The sequence below is a fragment of the Sporosarcina aquimarina genome, assembly GCF_023715615.1.
In the GTDB taxonomy this organism is placed as follows: Bacteria; Bacillota; Bacilli; order Bacillales_A; family Planococcaceae; genus Sporosarcina; species Sporosarcina aquimarina_A.
Map to the genome: position 1 here is coordinate 26,908 of NZ_JAMBOM010000007.1, position 21,824 is coordinate 48,731.

The window sequence follows — 21,824 nt, forward strand, 5'->3', positions numbered from 1 at the left end:
ATCACGTGATTCCTACAATCCAGCGTTTATTATTTATATTCCTCATTCATAGTAGCCTTTTTGACCTGCTATTTCAATAGCTTATTAGGAATATAATCGGACATAATGAAATAACGTCATAGTGTCTCCATAAACTCGTAAAAAAATTCCAACAAACCGAACGATCCCCCTAGTAATTGGTTGACGAGACTAATTTCTGTGAAATCATAAAAAAATCTCTTGAAAGGTCATGTTCTAATCCATGTCCTTCAAGAGATCTTATTTAAGCTTTCATAAGTTGTAAGTATAACAAAACGATTTTCTAGGGCGTATTAATCACAGCTTGCAGGAGTTCCTGCTTTCTTCGCTGTTCTAAATGACGTCCCACACCCACATGATGCGATGGCATTTGGATTTTCGATGGTAAATCCGCCACCCATCAATGATTCTTTATAGTCGATTTCTGTACCTGCTAATATATCCGTATCCTCAGAAGACACGACAATCTTTACTCCGTGCAATTCCAAAAGCTGATCTGACGCATGTTGTTCTGCATCAAATCCCATTCCGTACGTAAGACCACTGCACCCTCCACCGTTGACAGAAACACGTAGAAAAGATCCTTGTTCCCCATTATGCTCCATCATTTCTTTAACTCGGTAGGCAGCTGCTTCAGATAAGTTGAGTAGTTGTGTCATCTATTTCCCTCCTAAGTAATATTAATCATATCAATGTTGTAAATTGTAATGCAATGAAACCCACTTGTTCTATAAAGTTTTGCTATAATAGGTAAGGAAGCACGAAAGGGTGGTGCAGTATGGAAATTACCCCATTTTATGACAAAAAGTTAGTTTGCTTGAATTGTAAAGAATCTTTTACAACGACTCGAGTTCGTTCACGCTTTGCAAGGGTTGCTTCTACGGATAGTGATTTCAAACCCAACTACGTGGACAGCGATGTGAATCCTCTCTTTTATAATATCGCTGTATGCCCTTCTTGCGGTTTCTCGTTCACCGATGATTTTGCACCCTATTTTGCACCAGGAGCGAAAGAACAAATTGCTACAGTTATTACTGCTGGATGGAAACCCCATTCTCTAGGTGGCGAGCGCACTATTGAAGATGCTATCGCGGCTTACAAGCTAGGCTATTTAAGTGCAATAGTAAAAAAAGAGAAATCACTTACAACAGCTGGAATTACGCTGAGAACCGCTTGGCTCTATCGAATCTTGGAAAATCAGGAAGAAGAGCATCGGTTCTTAACACTTGCAAGAAATTTGTATGAAGAAGCCTATTCAGCAGATGATCACGTTGGCACCCAAATGTCAGAATTGCGTGTTCTCTACATGGTTGCCGAGTTGTCATGGCGTGTGGGTGATCGAGAAAAAGCTGTTCTATATTTCTCGAAGATAATTGAGGCGCAAAGGACTTCCACTGAACCTCAGCTTATTGAAATGGCAAAAGAGCGATGGCAAGAAATACGAGAAGAAAAATAAAACAGGAACGGACACATTTGGCCCGTTCCCGCGAAGCCAAATGGCCCTTAGAAAACTTGTTCTACTTCTACAACACCGGGAACCTCTTCAAGAAGAGCACGCTCAATACCGGCTTTCAATGTAATTGTGGAGCTTGGGCACGTACCACATGCGCCTAGCAGACGTAACTTTACAATTCCGTCCTCCACATCGATAAGTTCACAGTCACCACCATCACGTAAGAGGAACGGACGTAATTTATTCAACACTTCTTGAACGGATTCGTTCATCGTTGCTTCTGTCATAAGTTTTAAACTCCCCTTTCCTTATAGTTATTATAAACTGGATCGCAAAAAAAATCCAATAGAGAATCAGGAGGCGTTAGCTATGAAAGCTAAACACGTTACAGTAGAAGTATACGGTGCAGAGGTTGTTTGTGCAAGTTGTGTGAACGCGCCGACTTCAAAAGATACATATGAATGGCTAGATGCTGCCATTCAACGAAAATATCCAAATCATCCATTTGAGATTGTTTATATCGATATTGAGTCCTTTATTGAAAACGATCGGCAACGCAAGCTGGCTGAACAAGTAAAAGAAGAGGAGTTTTTCTATCCACTTGTACTTGTGAACGAAGAAGTGATTGGTGAAGGCTATATTCAATTAAAACCCATTTTCAATGAACTTGAAAAACATGGCTTCATTTCAGCTAGTTGAGTGATAATACTTATTTTGTAATTGAGAACTTAGGCTCATCCATTTTACAAACAAAAGCGTGTATGGCAGCATATTTCTGCCTTACACGCTTTTGTTTAATTTACTTAACCATTATGCCATTTGTACATCCAGAGAACTCCAGATTTCAACAATCGTGCAATTCTTCCTGTTACCGTGCGATCTGCCAAGTACGCAAATCCTTGTTTTTTACCAAGAGACCCCATAAAACCTTTGAGCTTGATCTCCGGCATTGTCTCAGGCAGCGTTTCACCATTCCACGTATGTTTGAGTACAGTAACAATCTGCTCTGCTTGTCCTTCTGCCAACTGTGCGCTTGGAGCATGAGGAAGTGCAGCGATGTCCCCTACGACATATACATCTTCATAGCCAGGAATCTGATGGTACTGATTCAACACAATACGGTTTGATTTGTCTTTTTCTACATCTAATTCCCGAACTACTTTAGTCGGTTGAATACCAGCCGTCCATACTACTGCGTCCACAGCAATTTGGTCCTCATGGTTATGAAGTAGATTCATTTCAACTTTAGTAATATTTGAGTTTGCAATGACATCCACATCGTTTTTGGCAAACCAACTTTGGATGTAATTACTCAGACGCTCCGGGAAGTCACGTAAAATACGCGGACCTCTATCGAATAGTTTGATATTCAAATCTGAGCGACTTTCTCTCAATTCACTTGCTAGTTCGATGCCACTTAGACCCGCACCGACAATTCCAACAGTCGCACCGCCATTTAAATTCAAAAGCTTTTTGTACGTTTCACGGGATTGACCAATCGTTTGAATGCTGTACGTAAATTCGTCAGCACCTGGCACGTCGTGATAATTATCTTCACAACCTAGGCCGATGACAAGTTGGTCGTAGTCTAGCTGTCTTCCATCTGTAAGTAAGACACACTTTTCCCCGACTTCAATTCCTGCAATCTCTCCTTCAACTACTTTCAAGCGTTCATGTGTCGGTAGTGCAACACGCACTTCGCTATCTGGGACAGTACCTGAAGCGAGTGCATAGAATTCTGTTTTTAAACTGTGGAATGAGGTGCGGTCTACTAATGTCACTTCTACATCTGCGGGTAAGTTATTCAGTACGCGCAGTAAAATTCGCATATTACCGTAACCGGCACCTAATAATAGCAATTTTTTCATGATAGTCTCCTTTGTCCGAGAGATTTCCGTTTTTTCCTCACGTATGAGTATAACAGTATGTGACGTTCTTCACAATAAGGCAAGGACTTTGACGAGTAAAGAAAAAAAGAGTACGATCGTACAAGGTGAGGTGATGGGTGTGAACCCGATAGTTGAGTTTTGCATTAGTAATTTAGCCAATGGTTCTCAAGAGACACTGGAAGCACTTGAGAAGGATCCGAATCTGGATGTTTTGGAATATGGGTGTCTTAGTTATTGCACCAAGTGTGTAGAGTCCCTGTATGCTCTAGTGAACGGAGAAGTAGTCGAAGCGGATACCCCCGCTGAGCTGACCGAGAAGATTTACGAGTTCATAGAAGAGAATCCTCTCTTTTAAAATAAGAAAATACGAAAGGACTTGTCCGGTTTTTGGGCAAGTCCTTTTGTTGTATTCTACTACCTAGGAGCATGTTTCCCTATACTACTAAAAACCATATAAAAGAAGCTTTTAACTTTCAACATTCCATTCAGCTAGCGTTTTAAACATATACGTCGGATGTTCCAGTTTGGCTAGCACTTCATCTAATGCCGTGACGCCGCCTTGGAGATGGATGGTATCAATGCCGAAACGAATGCCTGATAGAATATCCGTTTCATAATTGTCGCCGATCATAATCATCTCTTGTTTGCTTGCTCCACTTTGTTGTTGGATGAATTCTAGCATGTACGATTGTGGCTTACCGAGTATCATCGGTGCAACGCCAGTTGAGGCTTTTACCAGTTCAATGAATGCACCGTTGCCAGGTACCAGTCCAAGTTCGTTAGGCAGCGCAAGATCACCATTTGTTGCTAAAAAGTGCGCGCCATTTCGGATAGACAAACAAGCCGTCGCTAATTTGTTGTATGTAATTTCGTGGTCAATTCCCATGATTACAATGTCACCGTCAGCTTCGACAAGTCTAATTCCCTCGTTTAATAACGCTTCCCGTAATCCCGATTCACCAATCATTTGAACTGACTTCCCTACATAGTGTTGTGCGCAATACTTAGCACTGGCAATCGCAGAAGTCATGATCTGTTTCTCTGTCGTTTCAACACCGAGCAACTTCAGTTTTTGCTGTTGTTCCAGCCCTGTTCGTGAAGAGTTATTCGTGATGAAATAAGGTTCGATTCCTGATTGCTGTAACGTTCTGATGAAAGCAATCGACTCTGGAATTGCTTGGCTCCCTTTATAGACAGTGCCATCCAGGTCCAAGCATATCGCTTTATAACGTTCCATGTGGTGAATCCTCTGGAAGGAATGCAGAGACCGGTCCCAATTCGTTTTCCAAATACGTTAACACACAGCTAGGAAACTTTTCGAGTGAAGAGAAGCTCGCCTGAATAGTTTTCTCTACTTCCCCTAAATCGACTTTCATGAAGTCACGGACAAGCATTTTTCGTAATTTAATTAGTTCTTTTAGTGGTTGCTCCATCTCTTTATCGATTACTTTTTCGTCTTCCATAATATCGACAATGTCTTCGTAACTGCCTGGATCGCGCATGATAAACCCATCAATCATGGAGTTCCCTACATCAATAATTGACTCAATGATGTTTTGTGCGATTCGTTCAAGTGCCAACGTCTTCAGCGCACTATCTTGCCAGTTAGATTCACTTGAAAATTGCGCAAGAAGTTCTTCCATATAAGTGAGTGTCTCACTAATTTTTTTCCGGTCAATAAAATACATGATAGTTCCTCCTCAAATGTCTTCGTGTAAAGAACATGCTGAAACGGACGTCACAGAGAATTCTCCAAGACGCCCGAATGGAAAGAGATTATGACGTTTGCGGAATTTCTTCTGTAACAGGTAATGGTAATTCCTGTTTCTCATCAGAATTCGCTTGTTCCTTCTTCACTTTCCCTACCTTTTTCATTATAAAATGGGCACAGCCAAAATTGCAGTATTCGTATAGATAATCTTGCAATGTGCTAATTTTCGTTTCGTAAGTGGCTTTCGCGTTACGATCCTCAAAAAAGCCTTTAAGACGGAGTTGTCCATAACCCCAGTCTCCGAGAATATAATCATATTTCAACAGAATTTCACTGTAACGACTCAAAAGTGCTTCGCTGTCAAAACCTTCACGATAGTTTTCGATAATCTCGAATTCATACTGATCCAACGTAATTAGTCGTTCTGTCATGTCGACTCAGCCTTTCACAGTCAAGGATTCAAGCATCTCTTCGCCTCTACGTTGACGCTCTTTCGCCGCTGCATTCACTTGCTCATCTGCATGATAACTTGAACGAACGAGTGGGCCTGATTGGCAATGTGAAAAGCCTTTACTCATCGCAATCTCAAAGAGTTCTTTGAATTCCTTTGGCGTGTAATATTTTTGTACAGTTAAATGCTTTTTACTTGGTTGTAAGTATTGACCAATAGACATAATGTCCACTTGGTTTGCACGTAAATCATCCATTGTTTCTAAAATCTCTTCCCACGTCTCGCCAACACCTAGCATAATCGATGATTTTGTAGGAATTTCTGGATGCATTTCTTTTGCACGACGAAGTAATTCTAACGAGCGATCATACTTAGCTCGAGCTCTAACTCTCGGTGTTAACCGTCTTACTGTTTCAATATTGTGATTCAAAATATCCGGTTTTGCATCCATTAACCGTTTAATATTATCATACTCTCCTCCCATATCAGAAGGAAGTACTTCGACTGTTGCAAATGGATTTTTTCTACGAATTGCACGAATCGTTTCTGCGAAGACACCAGAACCACCATCTTTTTGGTCATCCCGTGCAACTGCAGTTACAACGACATGCTTTAAATTCATTAATGCGACTGAATCAGCCACACGTTCTGGTTCTGCTAAATCGAGTTCAGTTGGCAATCCTGTTTTAACGGCACAAAAACGGCAGGCACGTGTACACGTATCTCCAAGAATCATGAATGTAGCTGTACGGCGCTCTCCCCAGCATTCATGAATATTCGGACACCGTGCTTCCTCACAAACTGTATGAAGATTTTTTTCACGCATCAATTTTTTTAAATCGGTATAGTTTTCGTTTGTATTCAACTTGATTTTCAGCCAATCCGGTTTACGGATATGCTCTTTTTTATTGTCCACCCCTGGTTTGCAAGACAAAGTTTTCAGCTCCATTCCATATCAATTGAGTCTCAGCGGAATTACGTCTAGATTTCTCCAACGAGCCAGAAAAGCTCCCTAAAAAATCTGTGACATCCGCGGACCAACACGATGTCGGTCATGTAACCTGTGCCACAGGATGTGGCGCACTTAGGTTGCCTTCCTATTACTTCATTCAGTCCGTTTTATCTCCACAAAAAAAGTTTGCATTCATAGATGAGGAAGACTCCTGCTGAATTTAGTTAAACGTTTACTGTTTCCCCCACTTCAATTAATGTAACATATATTCAGAAAGCGAACAACTTGATGCCTAAAGGGTTGTAACAAGAAAAGCGCCCGAAAAACGGACGCTTTTACTTAGATACTTTAGTTGTTTAGTGACCGCCCAAATAGGCGTTTTTCACTTCTTCACTGGCTTGTAATTCAGCTGCAGTTCCCGATAAAATCACACGCCCCGTTTCAATTACGTATCCTCGATCCGCTATCGAAAGTGCGATATGTGCATTTTGTTCCACCAATAGTATCGTCGTTCCTGCATTACTAATATCTTTAACTGTTTCAAAAATAGTTTTGACCATCAGTGGAGCGAGTCCCATAGATGGCTCATCTAATAGAAGTAACTTAGGACGTGCCATGATTGCCCTTCCCATCGCAAGCATTTGCTGCTCCCCTCCTGAAAGCGTTCCAGCAGTTTGTTTGCGGCGTTCATACAATCTAGGGAAAATGCCATAGACTTTCTTGAGATCTTTGTTAATTTCACCTTTGTCTTTCCTCAAGTAGGCACCTAATTCAATATTCTCTTCTACCGTCATATCCGCGAAAACTCGTCTACCTTCTGGTACTTGAGAAACCCCCATTTTCACGATAGACTGAGCAGGTTTACCACTTATCAACGAGTCTTGATAATGGATCTTCCCTTCTTTTGGCTTCAACAAGCCAGATAACGTTTTCAGCAATGTACTCTTCCCTGCACCGTTAGCGCCAATAAGAGTGACGATTTCTCCTTCATTCACTTCCAAAGAAACCCCTTTTAATGCATGGATGCTGCCGTAATAGACGTTCAAATCTTGGATGCTCAGCATGCTCATACAATTTCCTCCCCTAAATACGCTTCAATCACTTTTGGATTGTTCCGGATTTCTTCAGGCGAACCTTCAGCTAAGAGTACACCATGGTCAAGAACGTAAATCCGTTCACAAATCCCCATCACCAAGTTCATATCATGTTCTATCAAAAGAATCGTCAATCCAAATTGCTTTCTGATAAAAGCGATTAGTTCCATCAGTTCTTTCGTTTCAAAAGGGTTCATCCCAGCTGCAGGTTCATCCAACAGTAACAGATCAGGATTTGCTGCGAGTGCTCGAGCAATTTCTAGTCTACGTTGTTTCCCATATGGGAGATTTTTTGCAGTTTCGTCTTTATATTTATCAAGTTCGAATATCTTCAAGAACTCCATCGCTTTGTTTTCCATCTCATGCTCATTTTTAAAATAAGAGGGCAAACGGAAAATTGAACTCATAACAGAATCATTCGCTAGGGAATGATAGGCAACCTTCACATTATCCAAAACAGAAAGTTCGTCGAATAACCTGATGTTTTGAAACGTTCGACTCATTCCTAAACGAGTTACTTTAAAGGGCGGCAGTCCATTAATTTTCTTCCCATCAAAGAAAATTTCACCCTCTGTTGGAACGTAAACACCTGTCAGCAAGTTAAAGCTAGTTGTTTTCCCTGCTCCATTCGGTCCGATCAATCCGACCAATTCACCTTTATTGATTTTCATGTTGAATCCAGAAACTGCTTTTAGCCCTCCGAATTGGATGCCTGCGCTTTGCACATCTAACAAAACATTATTGCTCATGCTGGCTTCCCCCTTTTGGACGCATCCACATCTTCAGATAATCTGTGAACTCCATTTTGCCCATCAACCCTTTTGGACGGTATAACATGACGATGATCAGGACAAGGCTGTAAATAATCATCCGTGTTTCAGGATAGTCTTGTAGGAATGTAGAAACAATAGTTAGTAGGATTGTCGCAACAATAGCACCTGACAAACTCCCAAGACCACCAAGCACCACATAGATTAGAATATCGATTGACTTCAGAAAACCGAAGTTGGAAGGCTGGATAATATAGAAATTGTGTGCATACAACGCACCGGCTACGCCTGCAAAGAACGAACCAATCGCAAATGCCAGCACTTTATAGTATGTTGTATTAATGCCCATTGCATCCGCTGCAATTTCGTTTTCTCGTATTGCAATACATGCTCGACCATGCCTCGAATTCGTAAAGTTCACGATGACTAGAATGGTTACGAAGAGGCAAATGAATGTATACGTCCATGTCGTTAAGTGTGTCACTTGCATTCCGGCTGCTTCACCCACATAATCCATATTCATGAAAATGATGCGAATGATTTCAGCAAATCCAAGTGTCGCAATGGCTAGGTAATCTCCACGTAACCGCAAACTTGGAATACCAACGACTAACCCAGCAAGTGCTGCAGCGATTCCAGCAATCAGAATAGCCGCAAAGAATGGCAAATCGAGTTTCATCGTCATAATTGCGGATACATAGGCACCGACTGCTAGAAAACCAGCATGACCTAGAGAAAATTGTCCCGTTATTCCAATGACCAGGTGCAAGCTGACTGCCAGCATGATATTAATCGCCATAAAGATTAGTGTATTAGAATAGAAATTATTCAAAAATCCTCCACTAATCATAAATTGGATGGCAACAAAGATTGCAATTGCCAATATAGTAAAGCCCCAAAACTGCTTAGACTTTTTCATCATTTCAATTCACCTACACTTTCTCTCTTGTGTTTTTCCCGAAGAGGCCAGAAGGTTTAAAGATTAAGATTAAGATCAAAATAATGAATGCTGCAGCATCTCGCCACGGAGAGAATCCAAGGGCGCTTACAACCGTTTCGACGACACCAAGTACAAGTCCGCCTGCAACCGCTCCTGGAATAATTCCAATTCCACCAAGTACAGCTGCGACAAACGCTTTAAGACCCGGAATAACGCCCATCAATGGATCAATTTTTGTATAATAGATACCAAAAATGACGCCAGCTGCTCCAGCAAGTGCAGACCCGATTGCGAAAGTGGCAGAAATTGTATTATCTACGTTGATGCCCATTAGTTTTGCGGCTTCAGCGTCATACGATACAGCTCTCATCGCTTTTCCGATCTTTGTCTTATGTACAACAAACTGCAGAATAAGCATCAGAACTACAGATACTGATAAAATAAGAATTGCCTGTGTGCTGATTTGTGCTCCAAACAAATTAAATGATTTGTTCGCAAACACATCAGGATAGGCCGCCGGTTGTGCCCCCCTTAAGTAAATGACACCGTTTTGAATGAGAAGTGATACCCCGATTGCTGTAATTAGCGCAGCTATCCGTGTTGCATTCCTCAGACGTTTGTAAGCGATGCGTTCTATGACGACACCAATCACTGCACAAACCGTCATTGAAAGTAATAGTGCTGGAAAAAAGCCTAGACCCCATCCTGCAATGGAGATGTATCCTATGAACGCACCAATCATAAACACTTCACCGTGTGCAAAGTTGATTAACTTAATAATGCCGTATACCATCGTATATCCTAGCGCAATGAGCGCATAAATACTGCCTAAAGAAATACCGTTGATGAGTTGCTGTAGCCATTCCATGATGCTTCACTCCTTTTTCACATCTGACATTCGTCCAAAAAAAGAAGGTAGGGAGAGAGCCCCCCACCCCTCATGAAATTAAGGATTCACCTTTGTATTGAAGACTTGCTCCCCATCCTTATATTCAAGAATGGTTGCAGATTTAATTGGGTGGTGGTTTTCATCCACCGAATAGTTACCTGTTACAAGATCGAGTCCATCTGTCTTAGCAAGTTCATCTTTAATTTTTGTAGAATCTGCACTGCCAGCACGTTCAATTGCATCTTTCAACAAGTAGACTGTATCGTACCCAAGTGCGTTGAACGCATCCGGGGCCTTGCTGTATTTGTCGTTAAACTTGTCATTGAATGCTTTAACTGCACCGTCTGGATCGTCAGATGAATAGTGGTTGGTTGTAAATGTATTATTAAGCGCTTCTGCACCTGCAAGATCCATCAAGATCGGAGAATCCCATCCATCAGCACCCATAAGTGGAACGTCGATCCCCATTTCACGTGCTTGTTTAACAATCAAGCCAACTTCTTCATAGTAACCAGGGATAAAGATGAATTCTGGTTTTGCTGACTTGATGCGTGTCAATGTTGAACGGAAATCCGAGTCTTTGGCAACATATGATTCTTCTGCAACAATCTTTCCACCTGATTTTTCAAAGTCCTTTTTGAACGAAGACGCAAGACCTTTTGAATAATCACTTGCGTTATCCGAGAAGATTGCAACGTTTTTAACGCCTAAATCATTTGCTGCAAAGTTCGCTGCTACCGTTCCTTGGAAAGGATCGATGAATGAAGTACGGAACACGTACTCATTGACTTCACCCTTGTCATTGACTGTAACTGTTGGGCTTGTTCCAGATGGACTAATGAGTGGCGTCTTGTTGTCATTTGCAATTTGAGCTTGTGCAACTGTTGCTCCGCTTGTTGCTGCACCGATAATGGCTACAACATTCTCTTGAGTCGTCAGTTTGATCGCTGCATTTGTTGCTTCAGCTGGATCTGACTTATTATCGATTTTAACGAGCTTAATTTTCTTGCCATCGATTCCACCATCTTTGTTGATTTCATCAACAGCGAGCTGAATTCCATCCGCTTCGGATGTTCCATATGAAGCAACTGCTCCTGAGAGTTCGAGGTTAACCCCGATTTTAATCTCATCGCCGTCCTTCCCACCTGACGCTCCGTCCTTCCCTTCTTGACCGCAGGCTGCTAGGAGTCCAACGCCAAGTGTCATTGCTGCTAGTAAACTCCATGCTCTTTTAAACTTCATTTCTCTTCCCCCTTATTAAACTATTCTGAAATTACAACAGAAAGGATTGCATTAGTCCGAGTGGAGACATCCGCACCCTTTCTTCTCTTTCTGTATCCCTATTCTAAAACAAACTTCCAATTCAGTCTATACAAATTTTCAAAATCTTATTACTAGATTGTTAAATTGTTTCGGTTCCCGTCACTTCTACCCTCTAGATAGAGGGAACTATTGCTAATTTCCTAGTGAAACAAAATTTATTACATACAAAAAAGGTATTCCTGACAACTAAGTAGGAATACCTTTTTCTGCTTATTCTGCTGTTGCGCTAACCGCTTTTTTTGAATTTTTCACATTCCAAACAGTAAACAATGCCGCTAGAATAATAATTACTGCAACTAGACCGATCCAAATCGATCCAGTTAACCCTAGAACAATGTATCCACCAGTCGCAATTCCAGCTGCCATGAGCGCATAAGGTAACTGTGTTGAGACATGATCCATGTGATTACTTCCTGCTCCTGTAGACGAAAGGATGGTCGTATCCGATATTGGTGAACAGTGGTCACCGAATACGGCCCCAGCAAGTACAGCTGATAATGCTGGTAATAGTAATTCGGGAGCTGCGTTAACCATAATAGTACCTGCAATAGGAAGTAAGATTCCGAATGATCCCCAAGACGTTCCTGTTGAGAAGGCCATTAATCCTGCTAACACAAACAGTACAACTGGCAGGAAGGCTACAGGGATATTTGACTTTCCAACTACTTCAGATAAGAATAGTCCAGTCTCTAAAACATCGATTAAATGAGTCAATGACCAAGCTAGTATTAGAATTAGTACTGCAGGCATCATCGCTTTTACACCGCTGACAAATGCCTGGCCAATTAACCCGGCAGATGCGGTCTGATTCACTTTAAATTGAGAAGCATATAGAATGATCGCAATTGCAGTTCCTGCAAGGCCGCCAATGACTAGGGATAACGGAACATCTGTGTTTTCAAAGATGGTCCATAGATTCAACTCTCCACCAATTCTGTACCCTGTAATGACCATCGAAACCAATGTTACAGCTACAAGTGTCACAATCGGAGCCACTAGATCTCTTACACGTCCATGATTGTGCTCAGGGAACTCATCTTTTAATTGACCAGGAATCTCTTTGTTAGGATCAAATAGTTCCCCTTTTTCTTCTGCACGCTTTTCATGGTCTTTCATTGCGAAGAAGTCGATATTCGTCCAAGCGAAGAAGAATACCATCGCTAATGTAGCAATTACATAGAAATTCATTGGTGCCATCATCAGAAACGCTGCTAACGGTGAGTAATTGACCGTTGCAGTAGTTGCAAGTATGATTGCTAGTTGTCCGATTAGGAACGCTCCCCAGCTCGATACTGGTGAAATTACGCAGATTGGCGCGGACGTCGAGTCGATGAAGTACGCGAGTTTTGCACGAGAAATCTTATGTCGATCTGTAATTGGTCTCGCAATTTGACCGACCGCAAGTGCGTTGAAATAGTCATCTACAAAGATCGCAATTCCTAATACCATCGTAAGAAGTTTTGCACTTCGGCGAGTTTGGATTCTTGTTACAGCCCATTCCGCAAAGGCGCGGCTTCCTCCTGATAGACTAACAAGTGCCGTAATAACACCTAACATTAGTATGAATAACATAATGAAAATATTATACGTATTCAATTCTCCATCTGCCCAAAATGAGACGATGAGCGCTTTCCCTAACTGCGTCAATGTTTCCACTGGTGCAAAGGAAGCGACTAGTAATGCAGCGGACAAAATCCCTGCCCCGAGTGAAAGCAACACCCGCTTTGTCGTGAGCACCATCACAATGGCAATCACTGGTGGCAGGATCGATAACCAAGTTCCAATCATTCCAATCTCCTCCTTCAATTTGTTAATGTAACCGGGGAAACAAAAAAGCCGGCGCCCGTTTCACTCTTTTCAAGTGGACCGGGTACCGGCTGTCTACATGTCGTTTGTTTGATAATCACTTTCGTTATCTCACTGACGATTGTAGCTCATCATGGACAATATAGCTGTCCTTGACAGTGCCATCCCTTTTCGAAATGACCCCAGCCTCATGGAATTGACGTTCCATCAGACTTCGGCAATGCTTCCTTTCACGCATGGTCTACGATGTCTCTCTCGCATGCGGTACTCTTAAACAGTGCAGCCTCTACCCTATCGATTACGTTATTACTTTCTAATCATAACAATAATCGATAGAACATGCAAGGTCACTTAAGGTTTCTTAATATCTTCCATCGGCACTTCAATATTTGCAGGACTCTGCCCCCCCTTCGTATAGATTTGTGGAACGACCCCTTGAATGATCCCGATAGCAATCGGGATTTGCTGAACAACTGTACTTTGTTTAGTTGCTATTGGAATAATAATTTGGACATTTACCGTCAATTCCATATTCACTTCCATATAGACATTATTGATGCCATACTCTGTTAATTTTGTATCTACGTCAGCATGTACATCTCCAACAATATGAAACCTGATCGGAATCTTAGGTCCTAGATTTCCGAGCAGCGGAATATCCGCAACTTGACCAATGGGAACAAAAAAGACGACGCCTCCATGCTTCTCCATCTCTTCCGTATCAAATTGAATCCCATCACTTTGCGGTAACATTTCAAGGTCTCCAGACTCTGCACGGTCCAAGTGTTCTTCAACTAACTCATGCATTTCGGCCATAACCTGATTAATGGTTTCTGCATCGACTTTTAGTGTAACCGTCTCATTAGAATCGTTAGGGATATTCAAGAGGACATCATTCGCATCCAACACACTTGTTGACCTGGATTGGATGGCTTGACTGATAACGTGTGCAGCAATTTTACGTGTTTGAACTTCAGCATAATTCATGTAAACCGGCTTCAACTTCATATTTAAATAGTAAAAACTTCCGATTATTGTTAAAAGAAGCGCTGGGATGATAAGTTTAAGCCATCTTCTTTTCGGTTTTCGTTTCTTAGGGACTTGCATGTAAAATTTCAAAAAGCGACGCCTCCCTATTCAACAATATGAAGAGGAGGAGTCGCTTATTCCTAGTTATAAAGTTGTTCCAAAATGCTTTGCACCATACCAACCGAAAATATCACGGATGAGTTCCGGAACGAGATAGTCAATTTTCTCTAATTTCATGTTTGGATAAAAGAAACCAAATGTAAACATATCAAGAGTTGCTAACGTATACTCACTATCAGGTTTAACGATTTCATCCCCTATATAGAGAATATCTTGCTTCATTTTCAGATTGACTTGGATCATAACACCCATCATTGTTCCTCTGAATCCAAGTCCCCTCACTTCAGTGCGTGGCCAATCAGGATGGCATGAGATCTCGTAATACTCCCTTAAAGCACGACCCTTTACAGTGATCACACATGCATTAATCGGATGGGGAAGAATACGGTGTAAATCTCTTTTCGTGACAATTCCTTCACCAAGTCGACCAAGGAAAATCCCTGAGTTAAACAATCCGCAATCCGCTTTCGTATAAGCGAGTAATGCTCGACCAAAAATGTCAGATAGCGGGCTTGGCCCAAATAGATTTTGCCCCAGACTAATAGGCGTCGCAAAAACTTCTTCATCCAACAATTGCGTTCCCTCAGTAATCATCTGCTGCACAGCTTTGAATTCATGTTTTTCTACCTTAAGTTCATCTGCTTGTATAACAGTTGCCTTTTTATCGACTACTTGACCATTCTCCAGTGTGAGCGTGACATGCCCAACATACTGTCCATATTTCCCAGTGGCGGCTAACAATGTATCTTCAACATCCTCACCTCGCATGAACAAATGGTGAGTATGTGCACCTAAGATGACATCGATCGCAGATGTTTCTGTAGCTAAAAGACGATCTTCATTCACTCCTAGATGAGAGAGACAAATGATGCAATCCATTGAACGGCTTAACTCGGAAGCAAGTTCTGCTAACAGTTGACGTGGTTCTTGAATCGACCACTCAAGCTTGTCATAGAATAACTCGTAGACAGCAGTAGCCCCTATTACAGCAAGTTTCGCCCCACTGTTCGTCGTGTAACACGAATATGGAACAGCCCACTCCAACTCGCTGCCATCACTGTTCTTTAAATTTGCAACAACTACCTCAAACTGAGCGTCTACATACAATTCTTCGAGTGCTTCATGTGATAAGGTAATTCCTTCGTTATTCCCTATGGTCACTGCATCATACTTAGCGCGATTCAACAGCTCAATATTCCCTTTTCCTTCAGTCGCTTCTGTAAATGGATGAGACCGATCCACGAAATCACCGAGATCGAAAACAAAGCAAGACTCTCCAGCTTGTTCATGTTCACTTCGTTTCTCCAACAGAAATTCACTGATTCCCGGCCAATTGTCAAAATGACTATGAATGTCGTTTGTGTGATAAATATGAATGGTTTCTGCTTTTCCAGTGATCATTGTCATCCCCAAATCCCGTCAATAATAGAATTAATCCCGAATAATAGTAATAGCACGCGTAACACTACAACCAGTGTTTCTGAACTCATTCTCTTGTTCAACATGGATCCAAGTGTGCCTCCGATATAAGCACCAGGAATGACTGCGAGTGAATAGAGCCATGGGACGTGCCCCAGATAAATATGCGTACCTGAGTTGACGAGAGCAGACAAAAATACCATGAGCATCGATGTCCCAACTGCAACGTGCGGCGGAAATAGAAATAGTAAAAGCATAGCGGGTACAATCATTGCGCCCCCACCAATTCCAAACAAGCCCGACATTAAGCCAATCACAAATGTTAGCAGAATGGCAAACCAAATCGGATACCCATACACATGGGTTTCACCTTGCGGGTCTGTAAATGTAATTTCTTTACCGTGATTCACAAACCAGTTGATAGGTTTCAAATATTTCTTTACGAGCAATAGAACCGCTAAAAATATGAGTAAAATGCCAAAGTATAAGTTAAAAGAGCCTAAATTTAAACTCTTGTTAAAAAATGCCCCTAAGATTGTTCCTGGGACACTACCAGCGAAAAAGATGAAGCCACTCTTATAATCCACGGTTTTAGCTTTCATATGAAAAAGAGTCGAAGACAGTCCATTGAACACCATCATAATCACTGACATCCCTACAACCGTCTGTGGTGTCACATGTGGGATCCAGCCTAAGTCAATTCCTACTAGTATCGTGACTGGTACAAAAATTGTACCTCCACCTAGTCCGACCAGCGAACCCACCACTCCTGAAAGCATTCCAATGAATATCAGCAAAACATATTCCATCGTTATTCCCCCTCAAAGATGTCGAGCTGTTTAGGAGCCAGGTCATCGAAAGAGAGATGAAGCATTTTTTGAAAACGTTTGGCATTCTCTGCTGCATGCCCACCTGAGTTATTATTAAAAATAACAGCAACGTATTCGGCTTGTTGCGCTAACTTCTCAACGGCTGTTTGTATTCCCTGTAACTCTCGATCGTTATAATCGTACAAATATCGTACTTTCCGCCAGTGTTCTCTACTTCCACCAGGATTCTGCCAGCCGGCCACATTGCGACCGTGAAGACGAATGACCGCTTTGTCACTTCGAGTGGCAGAAGGGATGAATGGAACACTTCCCGTGCCTGCCTGGGGTTCATCTGCAACCACATGTATGAGATTATTCTCTCTCAGAAATTGAAGTGTCTTTTCACGTAACTCTTCTGCATACCAAGACTGGTGACGAAATTCGATTCCAATATCGAATCCTTCTAATTGCTTACTTATGTATCGTATTTCTTCAACGTTCTCTTTGACACAATCGAACCAGGGTGGGAACTGTACTAAGATGAGCGAAATCTTGTCCGCTTCTTGTAAGGGTTCCATTGAACGCCGGAAGAGCTCAAACATTTCTTCCTTTGTTTCATATGGCAGTTCACCGCGCAAATGTCCCGTCATTCCTTGATAAGCTTTGACAATGAAGCCAAAGTGATCCGGCGTTTCCCGTATCCATTTACGGATATTCCGTTCTGGCTGAATCGCATAGAACGTTGCATCGAGTTCGACGACAGGGAAATGAGCGCTGTAGTCCATTAATTTTTCTTTCGCTGTGGATGAGGGTGCATACACATCAGGGTGGTCGCCCCATCCAGTTAAGCCGATTTCAATCATATACAGCCCTCCAATCGTGTACCAATCCGTTACCCTCATCATATCATAATTAATCCGTTTTTCTGGCCATTGAGACTGTGTATGGATGAAAAAATGAATTTTGATTCTATATAAATTCAATTAAACAATCAGACCACTAGCCGTTGTTTTCCGTTCCATGTGGACGCTTTCCGAGGGGCACGGCCTCAGCCAATCGAACCACAAAATGTTCGATTTGCCGTGTTTCTGCGCTCTCTGCAGAAATTAAAGCAGCATTCCCCTCTATTCCTTCGCTTTGCTCAGACCAGGGTCTTCAGCTCGTGCTAAACCCTTCGGAGTCGCCACTATCCACTCCAAACAACTACTTCCTCTGTGAAAACATAGAAATCATAACCTCAACTTAAGTAGGCAATGTAATCTGTTAGAATTCTTCTTTTACATAGACGGTCCATCCATGTTCCTTCCTTAGTCGATCTGCCGATGCGACTGCTTCTTCTTTGGATAGAAAGACACCTGTTACTAAACGAAATGTCCTGCTGGTGTTCAGAGTGGTTGCTGAGCTAGGTTTCTTTTTGAGCCGATAGTACTCTATCACTGCATCTGCTATGGCTTCACCTTGGGCTTTCAACCTCAGACGATTTCTGAGTGCTTCGATATCTGACCGGGAATCCATGAAGCCTCCTTCAATAAGTACAGCAGGCATCTTAGTTTCGCGCAGAACATGCAAGTTTTTCTTCCGGACGCCTCGATCTCGCAGACCCATTGCACGCACGAGACTCGGCTGGATGAGTTTTGCAAGTTGTTCAGCCTTCGAATTCGATCCATTCCCGTCAAACGTATATGTCTCCACCCCGCCCCAGTCGCCCCAAACACCTGTATTCGCATTGTGATGAAAAGATAGATAGACATCAGCTTTCCAGTTATTCGCATGGTGTGTACGTATTTTCAGTGGAATGTCTGTTCTGCCTGTTGAATTATCTACTCGCAGCAGCTCAACTTTTTCATACAATTTCAGTTTCGACTGGGCCGCTAGAAGGACCGTGTTGTTAAAGGTCCACTCTTTCTCACCGTCAGGGGTTTGTTTTCCTGCTGTTTGTAAACCGTGCCCTGCATCAAGGACAATTTTCACAATTTTCCATTCTCCTTCCATCTACTAGTTTGTGGATCATCATTTATATAGACTCCTAGTAAGAAAAGATATACAGAAAACAAAAAACCCAACCTCTCAAAATTAGAGTAGCCGTCTTTTTCATTCCGCATGTTGAATAGTAATGAATACGACTTTTAAAGATAATCTATAGTGTAAATTATTAATATTATCCCAACTATACTCATAACCCAGGATAAGGCTGAACTTGAACTGCTTAAAATTTGATTTCGAAGATTAACTAAGGTAGGTTTTATCAACTTTCCAAAAAAATTATATACTAAAATTATAAGCAGAGCTGGTAGAATCATAATAATATTGTATATCACTAGAATTGACAGCCATTGATAAAAAGGTATATCTATTGTCGATAATAAGCCAATAGCTGCAAAATATGGTAAAGCTGTACCTGCCTCAATGATAAAAGTCGTAACACCAATAATGATAATTGAGTAGATGCTTTGAGTCTTAGGCTTTGGTATATTACTTTTTTTATTTGCAGGGATAAAAAAGCTAGCAGTAAATAATATAACCCCTATCATAAAGATTCCCCAGCTAAATACTTTATTTTGAAAAATGTTTGAGAATGCTTCCGTAATATAATTTAGGCCTAACATCATTATGATTCCTAATGAAAAATACAGTAGCACAACCGTAAATAGATATACTATTAAACTTGATGTTAAATTCTTATTGTATGTTAAAACGAGAAATAAAGTGACACCAATAATTGTAGGGCTTAATGTATCTAACAATGCTAAGCCACCCAAATAGATTATTATATCTGTTCCCATTTTCCCCTCCATATCAATAATTGTGTTTAAATATCTATGATTGATTACCGAGATAATATATATAAGCCTTTTCCATAAAGTTAAGGGTTTCCTGATCAATAGGATATAAATTATATTTTTTGGATTCCTCGGGTGACATTCTAATGTCCCAAAGTTTATCTAAAAAAGCTTCTTCGTCATTGTAATCTTCACTTTTTTTCACATCCATTCTCTCAATAATATTTTGTATTCGTGTATTACTATAACCATAATGCATATATTTCTTTAATTGCCCTACTAAAGCAATCCACTCTAAAGAGTCTGGATCGCTACTACCCATTTTCGGTATTTTTTCTAGTACTTCCGTATTTTTAAAATTCAATTTATCTTGATTATTATTTAATACTTCTTTAGAACTTTTATTATTATATAAATCCATGATTTTTTTAATCTTAAATTCTTCTCCATCAATTGCAATACCATTTATTAGTTCTCTTAAACTAATTTCTATCTTTGATAGACGTTCCTTTTCATTTATAACATAAGATAGTTGTTTCATTAGACTGTTAGACCAATCCCATTCTTCGGACTCTAACATAATTTTTATCTCACTTAATTGAAATCCTATAGTTTTTAAGAATTGTATTTGCTGAAGTTTCTTCAACTCAGTGTTTGAGTATAATCGATGACCTCCTTCAGTTTTCGATACAGGTTTCAGAAGTCCAATTTTGTCATAATATCTAAAGGTTCTAACTGATACACCGCTCAGTTTTTTAAACTCAGTAATATGAAACAAGTTAATACCCTACTTTCTTATTCATTTGTATTATTAAAAAGCATGATTTTTAATAAATAACCAATTCCTAAGCCAATCAGTACCCCAGGAAAAGCATTATCCAAAAATAAACCCACTCCTGCTCCAATAATAACGCAAGCATAAATAATAATATCGTCTTTCTTCATAGTAGGATTCTCCCTTCAAATTAGTCTTAAATTAAAAGTTCTAATACCATTATAAAAGATGACGCAAGGTCACTTTCAAGCAATTTGAACATCTTATCGTATAAAATTTGAAACTGACCTTACGTCATCTAATATGATTGAATTGAAGGAGGGAGAAAAATGATTAAAAGAATAATCATTAGTTTGTTTTTATTAATAATAATGCTTGCAGGCTGTTCAAGAGGGGAGGATGAAGAAGTCATCGTAAATAAAGAATCCCTAGAAGATATTGAGGAAATTATGATAAATTTTTCAAGTACTGATGTTCTGATTTCTCCAAGTGAAACAAATGAAATAGAAGCAAATTTAACGGTTTATGATGACGGTCCGGGTGCAATATTAGAAAAATCTACAAAACAGTTAACGATTGAAATGGATAATGATATCACACGATTATTTAACCTTAGTAAAAAACCCACTTTAGAAGTTAAAGTACCTAAACAATTCAAACAGAAAATTATTCTTGATGGATCTTCTGGTAATATTACTGGAAAGGAATTAATGAACAATGACATTGAAATAGCCTCAAGTAGCGGTAATGTTAAACTTCATTTTATAGAGTTGAATAATGATGTAAAGATAACAACGACGAGTGGTAAAGTATCAGTGGATTTTGATGAAGAAAAACCTAATCTAGAATTAGATATCACTACAAACAGTGGTAGACAATCAATTGACTTAACCCTTTACGACAATTCAAAGACAAAAAAGAATTTACATGGCATTTCAGGTAATGGTGATCATAAGATGAAAATTGCAACAAATTCAGGAAATATAGATTTGAATTAATAAATGCACCTTTCATTGATTTTAATAATTAATTCTTGGGTCCAGTCACTAGGCTTTTAATAGCACGTTCTGCACCGCTTACAATGCGTCAATTCGCTCTTGCGTCGTTTGTCTCGTGTCATGCAAAACTTCAACTTTTGATTATTTGCCACAAAATTAAAAAGCTCTATCATTTTATTTGAACAAGTGCACGGGTCGATTTATATTGGTTAACCGATAGAACCTTCCATTTATGTAATCGAAAAAGACACCCGAGTTATCGGATGCCTTAGTTTTATTCTGGTAAATTATCGATCGCGTACTGTGCTGTGTCTGCAGGATATTTGTCTCCGGCTTCTGATCTCAGTTGTGAATAAAGACCTTTTTCCGAGGACGGCATGATATCCAATTAGTTCTGTGCAGACTTCAAAGCATTCTTGAATTCGCGAGAGACATCATCTTTCTTTTCTACTTCAGATTTTTCGGTTTTATCCACACTTGATGGTCCTTGCGTTTCCACTTTACGCGTTTCTTCCTTCTTTTGTTCGGTGTCGCTACATGCTGCAAGTAGTAATGCAACCATTGCTAAAATAAGTAATCGTTTCATGATTTCCCCACC

At 40.5% G+C, this 21,824-nt stretch carries 26 protein-coding genes, 1 pseudogene and 1 riboswitch; of the genes and pseudogenes, 4 read left to right on the plus strand and 23 right to left on the minus strand.

Annotated features, from left to right (window positions below; translation table 11 throughout):
• Nucleotides 1-311: 311 nt before the first annotated feature.
• On the minus strand, nucleotides 312-677 hold the full coding sequence (locus M3197_RS14420) for a HesB/IscA family protein (protein ID WP_251662284.1): 366 nt from the start codon (nucleotides 675-677) through the stop codon (nucleotides 312-314).
• A gap of 119 nt (nucleotides 678-796) precedes the next feature.
• On the opposite strand from M3197_RS14420, the gene M3197_RS14425 reads away from it, so the two are divergent.
• Nucleotides 797-1,474, plus strand: a complete 678-nt coding sequence (locus tag M3197_RS14425) for a DUF2225 domain-containing protein (protein WP_251662285.1) — start codon at nucleotides 797-799, stop codon at nucleotides 1,472-1,474.
• 47 nt (nucleotides 1,475-1,521) lie between these two features.
• Here the strand turns inward: M3197_RS14425 and M3197_RS14430 are convergent.
• A pseudogene (locus tag M3197_RS14430) lies at nucleotides 1,522-1,817 on the minus strand (NifU family protein).
• A gap of 23 nt (nucleotides 1,818-1,840) precedes the next feature.
• Here M3197_RS14430 and M3197_RS14435 point away from each other — a divergent pair.
• Nucleotides 1,841-2,170 (plus strand): YuzD family protein, encoded by a 330-nt coding sequence (locus M3197_RS14435; RefSeq protein ID WP_251662286.1) that lies wholly within the window; start codon nucleotides 1,841-1,843, stop codon nucleotides 2,168-2,170.
• A 104-nt stretch (nucleotides 2,171-2,274) separates the two neighbouring features.
• Here M3197_RS14435 and M3197_RS14440 read toward each other — a convergent pair whose 3' ends face one another.
• The gene (locus M3197_RS14440; protein WP_251662287.1) at nucleotides 2,275-3,339 is read right to left on the minus strand and encodes an NAD(P)/FAD-dependent oxidoreductase; all 1,065 of its coding nucleotides are present in this window, start codon (nucleotides 3,337-3,339) and stop codon (nucleotides 2,275-2,277) included.
• 139 nt (nucleotides 3,340-3,478) lie between these two features.
• Here M3197_RS14440 and M3197_RS14445 point away from each other — a divergent pair, with 139 nt between their 5' ends.
• Nucleotides 3,479-3,715, plus strand: a complete 237-nt coding sequence (locus M3197_RS14445; protein WP_025782975.1) for a YuzB family protein — start codon at nucleotides 3,479-3,481, stop codon at nucleotides 3,713-3,715.
• Nucleotides 3,716-3,826: 111 nt separating this feature from the next.
• Here the strand turns inward: M3197_RS14445 and M3197_RS14450 are convergent, their stop codons facing one another.
• The 18 genes from M3197_RS14450 to M3197_RS14535 all read right to left on the minus strand — a co-directional run bounded on the left by M3197_RS14450 (nucleotide 3,827) and on the right by M3197_RS14535 (nucleotide 20,398).
• On the minus strand, nucleotides 3,827-4,597 hold the full coding sequence (locus M3197_RS14450; protein ID WP_251662288.1) for a TIGR01457 family HAD-type hydrolase: 771 nt from the start codon (nucleotides 4,595-4,597) through the stop codon (nucleotides 3,827-3,829).
• Entirely contained in the window at nucleotides 4,584-5,048 is a 465-nt protein-coding gene (locus tag M3197_RS14455) for a DUF86 domain-containing protein (protein ID WP_251662289.1), read from the minus strand. The genes M3197_RS14450 and M3197_RS14455 overlap by 14 nt, the downstream gene beginning before the upstream one ends.
• A gap of 88 nt (nucleotides 5,049-5,136) precedes the next feature.
• Complete coding sequence (locus M3197_RS14460; RefSeq protein WP_251662290.1) at nucleotides 5,137-5,502, minus strand: YutD family protein; 366 nt, start codon at nucleotides 5,500-5,502, stop codon at nucleotides 5,137-5,139.
• Between the two features lie 6 nt (nucleotides 5,503-5,508).
• The gene (gene lipA, locus M3197_RS14465) at nucleotides 5,509-6,438 is read right to left on the minus strand and encodes a lipoyl synthase (RefSeq protein ID WP_251662440.1); all 930 of its coding nucleotides are present in this window, start codon (nucleotides 6,436-6,438) and stop codon (nucleotides 5,509-5,511) included.
• A gap of 392 nt (nucleotides 6,439-6,830) precedes the next feature.
• On the minus strand, nucleotides 6,831-7,538 hold the full coding sequence (locus tag M3197_RS14470; protein ID WP_251662442.1) for an ABC transporter ATP-binding protein: 708 nt from the start codon (nucleotides 7,536-7,538) through the stop codon (nucleotides 6,831-6,833).
• 2 nt (nucleotides 7,539-7,540) lie between these two features.
• Nucleotides 7,541-8,317 carry an ABC transporter ATP-binding protein gene (locus M3197_RS14475; RefSeq protein ID WP_251662291.1) on the minus strand — a complete coding sequence of 259 codons (777 nt, stop codon included), beginning with the start codon at nucleotides 8,315-8,317 and terminating at the stop codon, nucleotides 7,541-7,543.
• Entirely contained in the window at nucleotides 8,307-9,257 is a 951-nt protein-coding gene (locus M3197_RS14480; protein ID WP_251662292.1) for a branched-chain amino acid ABC transporter permease, read from the minus strand. The genes M3197_RS14475 and M3197_RS14480 overlap by 11 nt, the downstream gene beginning before the upstream one ends.
• A 13-nt stretch (nucleotides 9,258-9,270) precedes the next feature.
• Nucleotides 9,271-10,146 (minus strand): branched-chain amino acid ABC transporter permease, encoded by an 876-nt coding sequence (locus tag M3197_RS14485; protein WP_251662293.1) that lies wholly within the window; start codon nucleotides 10,144-10,146, stop codon nucleotides 9,271-9,273.
• Between the two features lie 78 nt (nucleotides 10,147-10,224).
• On the minus strand, nucleotides 10,225-11,409 hold the full coding sequence (locus M3197_RS14490; protein WP_251662294.1) for an ABC transporter substrate-binding protein: 1,185 nt from the start codon (nucleotides 11,407-11,409) through the stop codon (nucleotides 10,225-10,227).
• A gap of 291 nt (nucleotides 11,410-11,700) precedes the next feature.
• A complete protein-coding gene (locus M3197_RS14495; protein WP_251662295.1) occupies nucleotides 11,701-13,278 on the minus strand; it encodes a Na+/H+ antiporter NhaC family protein in 1,578 nt (525 codons plus the stop codon).
• Nucleotides 13,279-13,412: 134 nt separating this feature from the next.
• Nucleotides 13,413-13,593: riboswitch (Lysine riboswitch) on the minus strand.
• A 54-nt stretch (nucleotides 13,594-13,647) separates the two neighbouring features.
• Entirely contained in the window at nucleotides 13,648-14,415 is a 768-nt protein-coding gene (gene yunB / locus M3197_RS14500) for a sporulation protein YunB (RefSeq protein ID WP_251662296.1), read from the minus strand.
• Between the two features lie 54 nt (nucleotides 14,416-14,469).
• Nucleotides 14,470-15,852 (minus strand): bifunctional metallophosphatase/5'-nucleotidase, encoded by a 1,383-nt coding sequence (locus M3197_RS14505; RefSeq protein ID WP_251662297.1) that lies wholly within the window; start codon nucleotides 15,850-15,852, stop codon nucleotides 14,470-14,472.
• On the minus strand, nucleotides 15,849-16,673 hold the full coding sequence (locus M3197_RS14510; protein ID WP_251662298.1) for a sulfite exporter TauE/SafE family protein: 825 nt from the start codon (nucleotides 16,671-16,673) through the stop codon (nucleotides 15,849-15,851). The genes M3197_RS14505 and M3197_RS14510 overlap by 4 nt, the downstream gene beginning before the upstream one ends.
• Before the next feature lie 2 nt (nucleotides 16,674-16,675).
• A complete protein-coding gene (locus M3197_RS14515; RefSeq protein WP_251662444.1) occupies nucleotides 16,676-17,536 on the minus strand; it encodes a DUF72 domain-containing protein in 861 nt (286 codons plus the stop codon).
• 400 nt (nucleotides 17,537-17,936) lie between these two features.
• A complete protein-coding gene (locus tag M3197_RS14520; RefSeq protein ID WP_251662299.1) occupies nucleotides 17,937-18,644 on the minus strand; it encodes an N-acetylmuramoyl-L-alanine amidase family protein in 708 nt (235 codons plus the stop codon).
• A gap of 155 nt (nucleotides 18,645-18,799) precedes the next feature.
• Nucleotides 18,800-19,456: a GAP family protein gene (locus tag M3197_RS14525; protein WP_251662300.1), complete on the minus strand. Its 657-nt coding sequence runs from the start codon at nucleotides 19,454-19,456 to the stop codon at nucleotides 18,800-18,802.
• A 34-nt stretch (nucleotides 19,457-19,490) separates the two neighbouring features.
• Nucleotides 19,491-20,231: a MerR family transcriptional regulator gene (locus tag M3197_RS14530; RefSeq protein WP_251662301.1), complete on the minus strand. Its 741-nt coding sequence runs from the start codon at nucleotides 20,229-20,231 to the stop codon at nucleotides 19,491-19,493.
• A gap of 17 nt (nucleotides 20,232-20,248) precedes the next feature.
• Nucleotides 20,249-20,398 carry a hypothetical protein gene (locus tag M3197_RS14535; protein ID WP_251662302.1) on the minus strand — a complete coding sequence of 50 codons (150 nt, stop codon included), beginning with the start codon at nucleotides 20,396-20,398 and terminating at the stop codon, nucleotides 20,249-20,251.
• Nucleotides 20,399-20,557: 159 nt separating this feature from the next.
• On the opposite strand from M3197_RS14535, the gene M3197_RS14540 reads away from it, so the two are divergent.
• Nucleotides 20,558-21,226, plus strand: a complete 669-nt coding sequence (locus M3197_RS14540; protein WP_251662303.1) for a DUF4097 family beta strand repeat-containing protein — start codon at nucleotides 20,558-20,560, stop codon at nucleotides 21,224-21,226.
• A gap of 274 nt (nucleotides 21,227-21,500) precedes the next feature.
• Here the strand turns inward: M3197_RS14540 and M3197_RS17490 are convergent, their stop codons facing one another.
• Nucleotides 21,501-21,605 carry an Ltp family lipoprotein gene (locus tag M3197_RS17490; protein WP_432814005.1) on the minus strand — a complete coding sequence of 35 codons (105 nt, stop codon included), beginning with the start codon at nucleotides 21,603-21,605 and terminating at the stop codon, nucleotides 21,501-21,503.
• Nucleotides 21,606-21,614: 9 nt separating this feature from the next.
• On the minus strand, nucleotides 21,615-21,812 hold the full coding sequence (locus M3197_RS14545) for a hypothetical protein (protein ID WP_251662304.1): 198 nt from the start codon (nucleotides 21,810-21,812) through the stop codon (nucleotides 21,615-21,617).
• Nucleotides 21,813-21,824: the final 12 nt, after the last annotated feature.